Annotated in this window: 12 protein-coding genes; 8 read left to right on the top strand and 4 right to left on the bottom strand. The window is 45.9% G+C overall.

Annotation, left to right across the window (positions count from 1 at the left end; genetic code table 11):
- Positions 1-197: 197 nt before the first annotated feature.
- The 8 genes from HMPREF3027_RS06060 (at position 198) to HMPREF3027_RS06020 (ending at position 10,219) form a co-directional block, all read left to right on the top strand.
- The gene (locus HMPREF3027_RS06060; RefSeq protein ID WP_070707643.1) at positions 198-2,915 is read left to right on the top strand and encodes a DNA gyrase/topoisomerase IV subunit A; all 2,718 of its coding nucleotides are present in this window, start codon (positions 198-200) and stop codon (positions 2,913-2,915) included.
- Positions 2,899-3,837, top strand: a complete 939-nt coding sequence (locus tag HMPREF3027_RS06055; protein WP_246830546.1) for a hypothetical protein — start codon at positions 2,899-2,901, stop codon at positions 3,835-3,837. Before HMPREF3027_RS06060 ends, HMPREF3027_RS06055 begins: the two co-directional genes overlap by 17 nt.
- On the top strand, positions 3,837-4,877 hold the full coding sequence (locus HMPREF3027_RS06050; RefSeq protein WP_070707641.1) for a S41 family peptidase: 1,041 nt from the start codon (positions 3,837-3,839) through the stop codon (positions 4,875-4,877). The genes HMPREF3027_RS06055 and HMPREF3027_RS06050 overlap by 1 nt, the downstream gene beginning before the upstream one ends.
- Positions 4,878-4,886: 9 nt before the next feature.
- Positions 4,887-5,207, top strand: a complete 321-nt coding sequence (locus HMPREF3027_RS06045; protein WP_026161830.1) for a metal-sulfur cluster assembly factor — start codon at positions 4,887-4,889, stop codon at positions 5,205-5,207.
- A gap of 9 nt (positions 5,208-5,216) precedes the next feature.
- Positions 5,217-5,969, top strand: a complete 753-nt coding sequence (locus HMPREF3027_RS06040) for a UDP-2,3-diacylglucosamine diphosphatase (protein ID WP_070707640.1) — start codon at positions 5,217-5,219, stop codon at positions 5,967-5,969.
- 69 nt (positions 5,970-6,038) lie between these two features.
- The gene (locus HMPREF3027_RS06035) at positions 6,039-6,878 is read left to right on the top strand and encodes a glycosyltransferase family 2 protein (protein ID WP_246830545.1); all 840 of its coding nucleotides are present in this window, start codon (positions 6,039-6,041) and stop codon (positions 6,876-6,878) included.
- 21 nt (positions 6,879-6,899) lie between these two features.
- Entirely contained in the window at positions 6,900-7,925 is a 1,026-nt protein-coding gene (locus HMPREF3027_RS06030) for a glycosyltransferase family 2 protein (protein WP_070707638.1), read from the top strand.
- Between the two features lie 350 nt (positions 7,926-8,275).
- Positions 8,276-10,219, top strand: coding sequence for an LTA synthase family protein (locus HMPREF3027_RS06020; RefSeq protein ID WP_070707636.1), 1,944 nt, complete (start codon positions 8,276-8,278; stop codon positions 10,217-10,219).
- 72 nt (positions 10,220-10,291) lie between these two features.
- Here HMPREF3027_RS06020 and HMPREF3027_RS06015 read toward each other — a convergent pair whose 3' ends face one another.
- Genes HMPREF3027_RS06015 through HMPREF3027_RS06000 form a run of 4 tightly spaced genes read right to left on the bottom strand, consistent with a single transcriptional unit; the run spans position 10,292 to position 14,057 of the window.
- Complete coding sequence (locus HMPREF3027_RS06015; RefSeq protein ID WP_070707635.1) at positions 10,292-10,672, bottom strand: RidA family protein; 381 nt, start codon at positions 10,670-10,672, stop codon at positions 10,292-10,294.
- Between the two features lie 29 nt (positions 10,673-10,701).
- On the bottom strand, positions 10,702-11,484 hold the full coding sequence (gene rlmB, locus HMPREF3027_RS06010) for a 23S rRNA (guanosine(2251)-2'-O)-methyltransferase RlmB (RefSeq protein ID WP_083317532.1): 783 nt from the start codon (positions 11,482-11,484) through the stop codon (positions 10,702-10,704).
- Between the two features lie 9 nt (positions 11,485-11,493).
- The gene (gene recN, locus HMPREF3027_RS06005) at positions 11,494-13,164 is read right to left on the bottom strand and encodes a DNA repair protein RecN (protein ID WP_070707634.1); all 1,671 of its coding nucleotides are present in this window, start codon (positions 13,162-13,164) and stop codon (positions 11,494-11,496) included.
- Complete coding sequence (locus HMPREF3027_RS06000; RefSeq protein WP_070707633.1) at positions 13,161-14,057, bottom strand: type IX secretion component PorD family protein; 897 nt, start codon at positions 14,055-14,057, stop codon at positions 13,161-13,163. Before HMPREF3027_RS06000 ends, recN begins: the two co-directional genes overlap by 4 nt.
- Positions 14,058-14,065: the final 8 nt, after the last annotated feature.

Here is a 14,065-nt window from a genome sequence, read left to right as displayed (position 1 = left end):
AGCCTTGACCGGGGGCTATCTGAATGGCACCCTGGCGGGTGCTTTTTTGGGGAATCTCCTCACGGAGGTCCTTACTCATTGACTCTCTGATGAATGTCCTATGGCAAGACTTTTCTAATGCGTAACCCATGGACTAGGTTGGCCTTCTACTTGGCATAATCTGAATAATTGATTAATTTTGTGGCAAATTGAGCCAAATGATGAAAGAAAATAATCAAAACGAACATATTGACGAGCTAGACCAAAATAGTGAGCAGCTGCCAGCTTCAGAGCACTCCAGCGAAGACTCCATTAAGGATGGGAGTGGTAGCTATGTGCTAAGCGGAATGTATCGCAATTGGTTTCTCTCCTATGCCTCCTATGTAATTTTGGAGCGTGCAGTGCCCCACATAGAGGATGGACTGAAGCCGGTACAGCGACGCATTCTCTACACGATGTCGCAGATGGACGATCGCCTGATCAAGGTGGCGAACATTGTGGGGCAGACCATGTCGCTTCACCCCCACGGAGATGCCAGTATTGGCGATGCATTGGTGCAGCTAGGTCAGAAAGACTTATTGATTGACTGCCAAGGTAACTGGGGTAACATCCTCACGGGCGATGGAGCAGCTGCCGCTAGGTATATAGAGGCAAGGCTCACCCCTTTTGCCAAAGAGGTACTTTTCAGCGATAAAATCACCGACTACAAGCTCTCCTATGATGCCACTCACAAGGAGCCGGTGGCACTACCAGTGAAGTTTCCCCTACTCCTTGCTCAGGGGGCTGAAGGTATTGCGGTGGGGCTCTCCTGCAAGATACTCCCCCACAACGTCCGTGAGCTACTGGAGGCTTGCATTGCTTATCTCAAAGGAGAAGAATTTGAGCTTTATCCCGATTTTCCAACAGGCGGGCTGATGGATATTAGCCGTTACAATGACGGCGAGCGTGGCGGGCAAATCAAGGTGCGGGCACTGATAGAGAAAAAAGATGCCAAGACCCTTGCTATCACGGAGATCCCCTTTGGTCGTACCACCAGTTCGATCATTGAGTCGATTATGCGGGCGAATGATCGGGGCAATATCAAGGTGCGGAAAATTGATGATAAGACGGCTGCCACAGTCAATATTGAGATACAGCTACCTCCTGGCACTTCGTCCGACAAAACGATTGATGCCCTCTACGCCTTTACTGATTGTGAGGTGAGCATTGCCCCCAATTGTTGCGTGATCCGCGATGACAAACCAGAGTTTCTCAATATTACAGAGGTACTCAAAGATGGGGTGGAGCGCACCATGACCTACCTGCGTGCTGAGCTAAAGATCAAACTAGCAGAGTTAGAGGAGCAGCACCTAAAGAGCTCTTTGGAGGAGCTATTTATCCAGAGACGTATCTACAAGGACAAGGAGTTTGAGCAAGCCAAGAATCTAAAAGTGGCGATTGCTCATATCCGTGAGCGACTATCCGATGCTCTGGAGGGAATGATACGCCCTGTGACGGACGATGATCTAAAGCTCTTGCTTGAGCTCCGGATGGCACGCATCCTTCGCTTCAATGAAGAGAAAAACCAACTCTTCATTAAAGGGCTTGAAAAGGAGATGGCAGAGATCAAAGAGACGCTGAATGACATCCGCTCTTACACCATCAAGTGGTACCAAAAGCTACTCAAAGAGTATGGCGATAAATATCCCCGCCTCACCAAGATCCAAAGCTTTGATGAGATTCAAGTCGCCAAGGTGGTGCTGAAAAATGAAAAGCTCTATGTAGATCGTGAGGGCGGTTTTATCGGTACGGGTCTGAAGAAAGACGAATTTGTCTGCGAAGTCTCGGACCTCGATGATGTGATTGTCTTCTTGAGAGATGGACGGTACCTCATTACCAAGGTGGCCGATAAAGCCTTCGTTGGCAAAGAGATCATACACGTAGCTCGCTGGATCCGCAATGACAAGCGTACTATATATAATGTGATCTACAGAGATGGCAAGAATGGGGCTGCCTACATCAAGAGGTTTAATATCCCATCGCTGATTCGTGATCGGGAGTACCATGTGACACAGGAAAAGCCTGGTTCAAAAATCCTTTACTTCTCCGCCAACCCCAATGGAGAGGCTGAGACGGTGAAGGTGGTTCTTCGACCTACCCAAAGGGAGCGGAGGAGGAAGCTGGTCTTTGAACGAGATTTTGCTGAGATCTTGATCAAAGGGCGCACCGCCAAAGGGAACCTCCTGACCCGAGGGAATGTATTCAAGGTAACGCTCAAGGAGCAAGGGGCTAGCACGCTCGGGGGCCGGAAGGTCTGGTTTGACTGGGATGTCTTCCGCATCAATTATGATGAACGAGGCACCTTCCTAGGCGAGTTTGCTGGCGATGACCAAGTTCTGGTGATTAGGGAAAATGGAGAATGCTACACCACAGGGTATAGCGATGCCACCCACTTCGAGCGAGATATCAAGGTGATTGAGCCATACGACCCTGATAAGATATGGACCCTGGTCTACTACGATGAGGAGGCAAAATACACCTATATTAAGCGCTTCCCAATAGAGGAGGATGGCGGTCGCACCTTTATCCAAGGAGAGGAGCAAAATAGAGTGCTACTCCTGAGTGAGGAGGTATATCCACTGATCAAAGTGACCTTTGGCGGAGGAGACGAGCACCGTATGCCGATCGAGATAGACGCCGAAACATTTATCGGTGAAAAGAGCATTCGAGCCAAAGGAAAGCGGATCAGTAACTATGAGGTGGCAGAGGTAGAGGAGCTACCTCCTGCAAGAGTACCAGAGGAGGGGGAAGAATCGGAAGAGGAATCGGAAGAAGCTGAGGAGCCAAAGGAAAGTAGCAAGAAGTCCAAAGATGATCTCAAGGAGACACTACACCTTATTGAAGAGGCAACCGGACAGAAGATGCTACAGTTTGAAGAGGATGATGAGGAGGAATAAGCAGAACCATTGGAGAAGGGGGTGGGTGCTCGTGGCACTTCTGCCTATCTATTGCTCTGTAGCTTTGGCACAAGAGCCTACTCAGGAGAAGTGGTACCAAAAACTAGGTAAGTGGGTAGAGGGCGAGCCTTGGAGCTGGGAGGGTAATTTACCCATGACCCACACTAAGTATCTATTTCACATTGGGGAGATGGGGGTAAAGGACCAATACCTTAGCCCCATAGCACACCGTGGAATAGAGGGAAAGCTCTCTTTCCTCACCGACTTTGCGGCATCCAGCCAACGCTCATGGCATATCTATCAAGATGTGTCACTCAATCTAGCTTCTCTCAAGAATAAAGCCAATGGTACGGTGATGTATAGTCTCGGGGTGGACTATGCCGTGGGTCCTAGCTGGCGAGTAGTGAAGCACAAAGGGCTATCCCTAGACCTTGCCCCGCTCCTAGCACTCAATGTGGGAGGGCATATCAAGGAGTCCAACACCAATAATATAGGCAATGTGAAGGCCAATATTGGACTAGATGGTTGGGGACGCCTGAGGTATCAAATCCCATGGAAGACCATGCCACTCAGCATCAGCTACTCTGCTCAAATACCGTTGATGATGGGGGCGTTTCACCCAGAATATGGGCAGAGCTACTACGACTACGTTTCGGGCGATAATGGAGCCAAGATAGCGATTCACTTCGGCTCTTTTCATAATACAATTGGCATCAAGCAGAGGCTACTTATTGATCTACCTATCCACAATCTCACCCTCACGGTGGGGGCGGAGCATAGCTATTTCGGACAGAAAATCAATCATACCACCTACAAATCGGGGTGCTGGAATCTAGTGGTGGGACTTTCCTTGGATAGCTTTAAGCTCTCGGGAGGGAAAGCGGTTGCCTCGCCACAAATCACCAATAGATATCGCGACTAATGAATAAGATAAGACTAGCTATACTTTCACTGGTGGTGATTGCCCTAGGTGGTTGTATTCCAGAGACACCAGGAGAGGCTGATCAAGTGACCAACTTTGAAGCACTCTGGAAGATCATGGATGAGCACTACTGCTTTTTTGAGGAGAAGGGGGTGGATTGGAATGAGGTGCACGACCGTTATTTGGCCAAGCTAAAGGAGTCAGAGCAGAGTACTCTGAGCTTCTTCTATTTATTATCGGATATGCTGAATGAGCTGAAGGATGGTCATGTCAACCTCTACTCCGACTTTGATATCAGTGGTTACCCCATTGCCCCCGACCCTACTACAGGGCTCAATATCTATGCACGACGCAGAGATCTATCTGGGCGTTTGATGATTTCGGGCGGGATGAGGTATGGACTCTTTGCCACAAAGGAGCGGACCCTCTCTTTTGGTTATATGTCCTATGGTAGCTTCTCCAGTGGTATTGGCAATATGCCGGTGATCCTTTCGCTTTTTGAGAAGAGTGATGCCATTATCCTGGACCTTAGGGGGAATGGTGGGGGTTCCCTAGATAATTGCGATAAGCTACTTTCTTATTTCATTAAGGAGAAGTGCCTCATCGGCTATACAGTCCACAAGACAGGACCAGGGCATCACGAGTTCTCCAAACCCAAGGCGCATTATATCAGTCCGAGCTCTATCAAGACGCTTACGGAGAAGCCGGTGCTGATTCTGCAAGATAGGAGTAGCTACAGTGCCACCAACGACTTCCTATACAAGGTGAGGAGTGCCAAGAATGTGATCAGGATAGGAGAGCAGTCGGGCGGAGGAGCTGGCATGCCAGCTTCGGCCGAATTGCCTAATGGCTGGCGGGTACGCTACTCAGCCGTGAAGAGCTACGACAAGGATATGGTGCTACTAGAGGGAGGTGTGGCACCCGATATTGAAGTGCATAATGATAGCTTTTATGAGAAGCCTGATGCAGAGGATAGGATTCTCATCACAGCGATAAAGAAAGTATTTGAAATTAAAGGGGTACCTTACCCCACTAAGTAAACCATAAAGATGGAAAATAATTTAATGCAGATGGAGGAGGAGATCGTAAAAGCACTACGAACAGTTTATGATCCCGAAATACCAGTGAATATATACGACCTAGGATTGGTCTACGATGTAGATGTGAATCACGAAACGGGGCATGTGGTGGTGACGATGACACTCACCTCGCCTAATTGCCCTGTGGTGGACTTCCTCATCACCGACGCCCAGATGAGGGTGGAGAGTGTGAAAGGGGTGAAGAGTGCTGAGATAAAGCTCACCTTTGAGCCAGAGTGGCACCGAGATATGATGACCGACGAGGCAAAGCTGGAACTGGGACTACTCTAAGGAAGGTGTATGATCTACTTTGCCTCGGACACCCACTTCGGTGCCTACTTTCATCAAGACCCTTTGGCTGTAGAACGAAAGTTTCTACGCTGGCTCAAGGAGATAGAGGTGGATGCAACGCATCTCTTTATGGTAGGAGATATCTTCGACTACTGGTTTGAGTACAAGTATGTGGTGCCTAGGGGCTATACCCGTATCCTTGGGAAGTTGGCTGATATGGCGGATCATGGCGTGGAGATTCACTTCTTTACTGGTAATCACGATATATGGGTGTATGATTACCTTCCTAAGGAGATAGGTTGCCAAGTGCATAGAGCTCCTACTACCTTTGAGCTACTCGGTAAGAAGTTTTATATCGCACACGGAGACGAGTTTATCAAGGATGATAGGGGCTTTAGGATCATCAGAGCGATCTTCCATAATCGGATATGCCAAAAGCTATATGGAAGTCTGCACCCTTGGCTCACCGTAGGCTTCGCACACCGCTGGGCACTGCATAGCCGCAAAAAGGGATTGAAGGATCAATACAAGCAGGAGTACCGAGGCGAAAAGGAGGAGTATCTAGTGGACTTTGCTAAGGAGTATCTAGCAGAGCACCCTAATGACGCCCCCGACTTTTTCATCTTTGGGCACCGCCATATAATGCTCGATCTGATGCTCTCTCGCCAATCTAGAGTGGTGATTCTTGGCGACTGGATTACCCACTTTAGCTATGCCCAATGGGACGGCACAACCTTCACCCTCAACCTATTTGAGGCGTAGATCATATATTATATGTATCTTTACGATGTATTAACAATGGATTGGTTATAAACTTTTTGGATTGTGGAGATGAAAAAGATTGCTGCCATTACGATGGTGCGTAACGACGACTTTTACCTAAAGCACTGGACAAGATACTATGGTGCTGAACTGGGCGAGGAAAACCTATACATCTATCTCGATGGAAAAGATCAGAAGCTACCAGACTGGTGCCCCAAAGCTCAAGTGGTGGCGGTAGATAAGATCAAAGGTCAAGTGGTATCGGCGGAGAAGGAGCGCTTGCTATTTCTCTCCAATAGAGCTAAGGAGCTTTTTGAGAAGGGATATGACCTTGTGATCGGTGTAGATGCCGATGAACTCCTAGTGGTAGACCCTAATGTAGGTAAAGGACTACGCGAGTACCTGAGCAGTCTGGATATTAAGAATAGTGTTTCTGGTCTTGGAGTGGATGTAGGACAGTTCCTTGGCAAAGAGGCGGATATCAAGGAGGATGATACGCCATTCCTCAATCAGCGTAAGTATGCACGCCTCTCCACTAGATATACCAAGCCGAGCGTATTAGCAGCGCCTCTACAGTGGGGATCTGGATTCCATCGGATCAAAGGAAAGAACTTCCATATTGATAAGAACCTTTACCTATTCCACTTTGGCTACTTCGATATGCGACGCATTGAAGCAAGGTTTGCCGACCCAGACCGAAGAGAAGCAGGCTGGACAAAGCACATCGCGAAGCGCTCTAAGACCATCAAACAGGTAACGAATCATAAAGCACGCAATTGGGACCGCACCACTAAGATAGCCCGCACAATGCAGACAATCATACGTCCGCCCTACGCCTGGAATAAGCCAGCCATGCTCGGCCTCTGCTTCATCGTCGAAATTCCCCCCCGCTTCAGAGATATTGTATAGCACCTTGACATTGACAATATTATGCCAAAGATTTCAGTAATTATCCCTGTGTACAATGTAGAAAAGTATCTAAGGAGATGCTTGGATAGTGTGCTTGCTCAAACTTTTACGGACTGGGAAGCTGTTTGTGTAAATGATGGCAGTCCAGATAATAGCCAATCAATTTTGGAGGAATACTCCTCGAGGGATAGTCGCTTCAAAATCGTAGTCAAAGAAAATGGCGGCCTATCTGATGCTCGGAATGTAGGTATGCAAAATGCTCAAGGGGAGTATATAAACTACCTTGACTCTGACGACCTCATTCACCCACAAACCTTTGAGCTAGCTCTTGCTCTAATGAAGAGGGAGAAGGCAGAAGTGGTAACCTGGTATAAGGATCCCTACTTTCGTCCCTACTTACTTGTCAGACATTTTTTAGGTTTTAATATAGACAATGCAGTACCTAAAGGGCTCAAGAAAAGATACGATCTAAAGGAGATCAAGAGCTATACAACCGATAATGTATTTGAGCATATTACAGAAAATAGCCATACCAATATTGAGAATCCTATTAAGCACTTCTATGTTTGGCGTCACCTAATCAAGAAGGAGCTCATTGAAGATATCCCATTCCTGAAGGGTGTGATATTTGAGGATTTTCCCTGGTGGAGTGAAGTGGTACTGAAAGAACCACGAACAGTAATCACTAACCTACCTTTCTACTATTACTTTCCGAATATCGGTTCAATTGACCGCTCCTCGACCCACTGTAAAAAGGTGAGGAATTGGATCATTGGACTTGAGCATACCGATGACCTTTATAAAAGTAAGGCATCAAGTTATCAGCAAAGCAAATGGAGCGCTGAATGCAAGTGGCCAGTAATCAAAGGGCAAATTCTTTCTAAGCTTAAGGGCAAAAAAATGAACCTGGAGGATAGAAAAGCTCTTGCGATAGAGCTACTACGGCTCAAAGAAAAGGGAGTGTTTGATAATCCACCCACAGAAAAAGAGGTTAAAACCCAGAGAACTCTTTTTCAGCTTCTTGATGAATTGGCACCCAATAAATAAGCAATATGAAGGTCGCTTTCTTGAGAACAGCCTTCGGGCGAGAAGGTGTAGGGACAGTTACCAACACTACGGCAAAGCTATTTCATGATAAAGGAATAGAAGTATGCTATATTGTCCAATACTTTTGGGGGTCAAAAAAGCTACCATTTGAGGGTTTGCAGGCACTTCAACCTCCAATTAATTACAAAGAGTATACACTAAATATCAACAATCAGAGATAGACTAAGCTTTTCTCGGACTTAACTGGAGTAACAACAGGCATTTAATACAACTAATTTTCATCACTGCAAATGATAACAACAAACAATCGGTGGGTGGCTATAATTTGGCATACTTTTGTTGCACTATTAATGATGCAACTTTGCCGCCTACTTTACTTCTACTACAATCAAAGTCATTTCCCAAATGTAGATTTTCAACAACTAATAAGTCTGATGCGTGGTGGCTATATCATAGATATGGTTGCCATTGGATTTGGCTTTATCCTCTACTATTTGATGATGATAGTTGGGGCTTACCTACCTGCAAAGATTGAAATGAATAAGTGGTATAGACGGATTTGCTATGCGGCTTACTTTATTCCCTTTACCTTATTTGCATTCTTGAATGTATCCGATACAGGATATTATCCTTTTGTTCTGAGAAGGGTCAATTCTACCGTATTCAGCGAGTTTGAGGGTAAAAGTATGTTTGGTTTCTACAAAGACTTCATATGGGAGTTTTGGCCTCTTACCCTTGCTTTCTTTGTGATAATGATTATCGGTATTGTCTGTTTTAGGTTGATAAAGTACGAAAGAGACCCTAATCACAAGCAACCTCTACTACTCAATATTGTAGCCTCTCTACTGGCTATCGTATTTTTATTCTTTAGTATGCGAGGGCGTTGGGACTTAGAAGGAAAACCTCAGAGTATGACCATATTAGTTCCCTATATGACTGATTATGATCAACTTCCAATAATTTATAATTCTCCGTTTTCTTTATCTCAAGATCCAAGTGGTCATATTGAATATAGCTTCTATAGTGATAATGAATTGGCTAAAATCTTTACGCCTATATACCAATTTGCACCTATTGCTGAGAACGATAGCTTATCTGGATCAATGAAGGGGCGTAATGTAATGATAATTCTCTTAGAAAGTATGGGTAAGGAATATATTGGATACCTCAATAGAGATATTAATGGTTTTCCCTCTTATACACCTTTTTTAGACTCTTTACTACCAAATACTCTTTATGCCAAATATGGATTTGCCACAGGAAAGCGATCTGTAGAGTCTTTTCCATCAGTATTTGTCTCACTACCATCTTTTGGTGGCACATTTAATGACGACGATTGGGAAATGAATAACTATCAACATTTCTCTACTTTTGATACTGGATTGCCTCGATCCCTTAAGGACAAAGGTTATCACCTTAAGTTTTATCACGGTGACTCTGATGGCGTAATGGGATTCTATTCTTTCTTAAATAAGCTTGGGCTACAAGAGCAATATACTATCACCAATTATCTTGCAAACTATCCAGATGATAATAATATAAAAACAAGTACTTGGGGTATACACGATCTACCGTTTGAGCAGGCTATGGCAGAGGATATGGATAATCTGAAAGAGCCATTTGGAGCACTCTTCTTCTCACTCTCCAATCATCACCCATTCAAGCTGCCTCCTGGATTTAAGGGGAAGTTTAAGGAGGGAACCTTGCCTATCCACCAGACCGCACAGTATGCCGACCTGGCACTTAAGGAGTTCTTTGATAAAATCAAAGATAAGCCTTGGTTTGAGAACACCCTATTTATCATCACAGCCGACCATACAAATCAGAGCGATCACCCGGCGTACAACAACTTGGCGGGTCATGCGGCAGCTCCTATTGCATTCTATGATCCGCAAGGGAAGCTCAAGGGAGAGATTAAGGACTATGTGGTGCAACACACAGATATCCTCCCCACTCTGCTGTACCTACTTGGCATTGAGGAGCCTGTGCTCAGCTATGGAAGCAATATCTTTGATACGAAGGCGGAGCATATAGCACTTAATTACTTCCAAGGCCAGTATATCTTTTTTACCAAAGAGATTACGCTAACGATGACTCCTACTGGAGATATCAAGGCTTCGGCTCCTGTACCCTATCTACAGACCGAACCCGATAAAGCAGTTATGCCCTCTAGTGAGGTACAAGAGCACTATACACGTCTTTTCAAGGCCATCGTCCAAGACTACAACCACAGAGTCTTCAGGACCTCCTTTTCCATTAAAGACGTCCTTCCCCCACCCGCCAAAGAAGAGTAATAGGCTCTATATACAAGAAGGTGGAGGTGACCAATAGTCATCTCCACCTTCTTCTTTTTACAGCTTAGTGAATTAAATCGCTGCGATCACCTCAAGCTCCACAAGACCTCCCTTTGGTAGTGCACAGATTTGGAAAGCACTACGAGCAGGGTAAGGTGCTTGGAAATACTCAGCATAGACCTCATTTACCTTAGCGAAGTCCGCAATATCGGTGAGGAACAAAGTAGTCTTCACCACATTTTGGAGGGTCAAACCCTTTGCCTCAAGGATCGCTTGGACATTCTTAAATACCTGATGTGCCTGACCCACAACATCCTCAGCAGCAAATTGACCACTCTTAGGGTCTAATCCGAGTTGACCAGAAACAAATACAAGCCCATTGACAGCTACGGCCTGTGAATAAGGGCCTACTGCTGCAGGTCCATTTGGAGTACTAATAATCTCTTTACTCATAATCTTAGTTGTTAATATTAATGATTCAATTATCTCTTCTGTCTTACCGCTTCATAGAGCAACACCCCCGTTGCCACCGATACATTGAGCGAACCTATTTCGCCATATAGAGGGATACGGGTAAGGTGGTCACACTGACGTATAGCATACTCCGAAAGCCCCTTATCCTCAGCACCCATTACGAGAGCTAGCGGACCTTTCATATCGCAATCGTATAGCAACTCGGAAGCTTTTTCGCTAGCTCCTACCAGCTTCACACCAGATTGCTTTAGATAGTCAATTGCTCGCTCTATAGAAGGCTCCCGGCATACAGCCACTCGAGAGAGTGCCCCAGCCGATGTCTTTACCGCATCGGCAGTCACAGAGACCGAGTTTTGCTCAAAGATCACAATAGCATCTACACCAGTACACTCACAGGTACGGGCGATGGCACCAAAATTGCGAACATCAGTAATGCCGTCCAATATCACCAAGAATGGGTCTCTACCAGCCTCAAAAAGCGTAGGCACCACCTGCTCCAGTGTAAAGTAGTGGGCAGCCGCCTTAACCGCCACAATCCCTTGGTGGCTACGACCTGCCAAACGATCCAGCTTCTCCACCGGCACCCTCCTTAATGGCACCCGATGATTGCGGAGTAATTCTATTAGCTCCTTAATCCCATCGCTACTATTCTCCCTCTTGAGATAGACAAAGTCAATCTGCTCTCCAGCCTCCAACGCCTCACGTATGGCATGGATACCAAATATCATCTCATCACGTTCTCTAGATCTATTGGGGTATCTCCTACCTCCCCTTGCATTATTTCGATACATCATATTACGTTACTTATTTCGTGCTAATAGTGCTCTAGCATTGGCCAATGCTGCCTCCGTCATCTCCGCACCAGTCAGCATATTTGCCAATTCCTTAACCCTCTCCTCACCACTCACCTCCCTAATGGTGGTAAAAAAACCACTCTCTTCCTCCTCCTTACTTACCACCAACTGATGGGCCGAAAGTGCAGCAATCTGAGGCAGATGCGTAATCGATAATACTTGGATATTCCTACCCAAGCGCTTCATCACTCCGCCTAACTTCTCAGCCACCTCACCACTAACACCGGTATCAATCTCATCAAAAATCACAGTAGGCAATACACTATGCTCTGCCAAGATGGTCTTCAATGCCAGCATAAAGCGAGAAATCTCTCCGCCAGATGCGATCTCCCTAATCGGTTGCAGTTTCGTCTGTTTATTGGTGGCGAATAAAAACTGAACCGCATCAGCACCACTCTCCGTGAGCTTGTCCAGGGGCTGCAAATCCACCTTGAATGTAGCCCCAGCAATACACAGCTCCTTCATTAATGCGTGCAGTGGAGGCAATAGCTCCTTTGCCACCTTAGTACGGCGCTCAGTAAGTCTCTTTGCCAGTGCTTTTGCCACATCCTGCTTCTTCGTTAGTTCCTTTTCTAACTCCTTAAGATAGGCATCCGAATTAGTGATATTATCCAGCGTCTTTCGGTACTCATCACGAAGCTTAATGAGGTCATCGCTATCACTTAGCTTAAACTTAAAGAGCAATCCTTGCAAAAGGTCTATCCGCTCCTCAATCTGTGCCAATTCACTAGGGTCTACCTCAATGGTATCCAAAAGCCCCCCCGCCTCACGGATCATATCCGATAGTTCAAGCTCTAGCGAGGAGAGACGCTCATGCAATTCCTCCACCTGAGAATAGTGCTCAGCAGCATGGGAGAGCAAACGGGTCGCCGTATGAATCTGCTGTACCACTCCAGGAATCTCCATATCACTATCAGCAAAAGAGATAAGCATATTGAGGGCATCGGCAATCTCACTGGTATGTTGCGCCATGGACTGTCTTTCCTCAAGCTGTGTCAGCTCACCACTCCTGAGATTAGCTTGATCAAGTTGCTCCAGTTGAAAGGCAATAAACTCCTGTTCCTTTGCTTGCTCCTCTATCCTTTTCCGCTCCTTTTCCAGCTCTTTAGCAGCTTTTTGGTAGGCATTGTATGCACCAAGATACTCCTCAAGCAAAGACTCATTGCCACCTAAAGTATCTAGGATACTCATCTGGTAGTGAGCCTCACCAATCAACATATTGTGGTGCTGTGAATGAATATCGGCTAATCGCTCACCAATCAGCTTCATTACAGTAGTATTGACAGGAGTATCATTGATAAAAGCACGGCTTTTACCAGCCACTGTAAGCTCCCTACGCAGTCGACAAATTGGCTCAAAGTCTAGGTCATTCTCCTCAAAAAGTTGCTCGATACCCAACACTCCATTGAGGTCACAATCGGCCTCAATAATGGCCTTCTTAGCACCCTCCCGTATGGTGGTGGTATCTGCTCTATTGCCCAAAATCAGGCCAATAGCCCCCACTAGTATAGACTTTCCCGCCCCAGTCTCACCGGTGATAGAAGTAAAGCCCTCCTTGAGTCCCAGCTCCAGCTCTTTAATTAGGATAAAATCCTTTATATACAATCTAGTAATCATCGACTAAACACAACACTTGGAAATAACTCCTCTACTAAGCTACGAGTGTTCCCCACCTCTAAAGAACCCTTATTGGCTTGGAAATGTGCACTCATGTCCTTTTCCTTAGAATCAAAAAACAAAGTCAGAAAGGAAGTGCTACTATCATACTCCCTTAATTGACGAAGCCCTTGTAAAACCGCAGTCAACACCCTATTATAAGCAGTAGGAAGAGGGCTATCAAGTCCCTCCCTATGGTATAGATACCACAGCTCGCGAAAATAGCTACCCCACTTAGACTGCAACTCGGGCAAGTACTTTGAGGGCGAAAGCTTGGAGGTAAGATGGGTATTGCTCAATCCGCCACTATCTTGCCAACCCGCTTCAAAGAAGCCACTTCTTGACACTAGATAATTAAGGAAAGGGTCTCCTCCATAGAGTGAGAAGCTATCATAGTAATACATGGCACCCAATGTAGCGTAGTAATACATCACCTTAAAGAGCGGTGACTCAGGAATCTCACCTCCGATAAAGGTAGGACTGAGTAGTGGGTCAAAGGTAAAGAGCAGATTTTTCTCATGAAATAGCACTAAAAGAGCCTCCTCATCAGCTCCATATACTGGACGAAAAAGAGCTATATCCAGATGGCCACTATACTCGTCACCTACCGACTGAGTAACTGAGAGCGAGAGCTGAATACGAATAGGCTGCTTAGGTCGCAATGTCACCTCTATCTCTGGGTCATAACCAATGAGCATATATTCCAATTGACGTTGCAACCCCTGCAAATCCGCCTGCTTTTGCTCAGGAATCCCCTGTAAATTCAGAGAGACTTCTGGTGCAAAAAAGCTTTGTCCTGTAGCGGATAACCAGCTGAGCATAAGCCCAATAATGATGCCCCACGCCCTCTTCATACATCTAA

This window comes from Porphyromonas sp. HMSC077F02 (assembly GCF_001815465.1).
In the GTDB taxonomy this organism is placed as follows: domain Bacteria; phylum Bacteroidota; class Bacteroidia; order Bacteroidales; family Porphyromonadaceae; genus Porphyromonas_A; species Porphyromonas_A somerae.
This window is presented reverse-complemented; position numbering and strand designations above follow the sequence as displayed.

Excerpts from the sequence above, each read along its gene's own strand:
- HMPREF3027_RS06015 (WP_070707635.1), bottom strand. The coding sequence starts at position 10,672 with ATGAGTAAAGAGATTATTAGTACTCCAAATGGACCTGCAGCAGTAGGC.
- HMPREF3027_RS06060 (WP_070707643.1), top strand. The coding sequence starts at position 198 with ATGATGAAAGAAAATAATCAAAACGAACATATTGACGAGCTAGACCAA.
- HMPREF3027_RS06035 (WP_246830545.1), top strand. The coding sequence starts at position 6,039 with ATGAAAAAGATTGCTGCCATTACGATGGTGCGTAACGACGACTTTTAC.
- HMPREF3027_RS06040 (WP_070707640.1), top strand. The coding sequence starts at position 5,217 with ATGATCTACTTTGCCTCGGACACCCACTTCGGTGCCTACTTTCATCAA.
- HMPREF3027_RS06020 (WP_070707636.1), top strand. The coding sequence starts at position 8,276 with ATGATGCAACTTTGCCGCCTACTTTACTTCTACTACAATCAAAGTCAT.
- rlmB (WP_083317532.1), bottom strand. The coding sequence starts at position 11,484 with ATGTATCGAAATAATGCAAGGGGAGGTAGGAGATACCCCAATAGATCT.
- recN (WP_070707634.1), bottom strand. The coding sequence starts at position 13,164 with ATGATTACTAGATTGTATATAAAGGATTTTATCCTAATTAAAGAGCTG.
- HMPREF3027_RS06055 (WP_246830546.1), top strand. The coding sequence starts at position 2,899 with ATGATGAGGAGGAATAAGCAGAACCATTGGAGAAGGGGGTGGGTGCTC.
- HMPREF3027_RS06000 (WP_070707633.1), bottom strand. The coding sequence starts at position 14,057 with ATGAAGAGGGCGTGGGGCATCATTATTGGGCTTATGCTCAGCTGGTTA.
- HMPREF3027_RS06050 (WP_070707641.1), top strand. The coding sequence starts at position 3,837 with ATGAATAAGATAAGACTAGCTATACTTTCACTGGTGGTGATTGCCCTA.
- HMPREF3027_RS06030 (WP_070707638.1), top strand. The coding sequence starts at position 6,900 with ATGCCAAAGATTTCAGTAATTATCCCTGTGTACAATGTAGAAAAGTAT.
- HMPREF3027_RS06045 (WP_026161830.1), top strand. The coding sequence starts at position 4,887 with ATGGAAAATAATTTAATGCAGATGGAGGAGGAGATCGTAAAAGCACTA.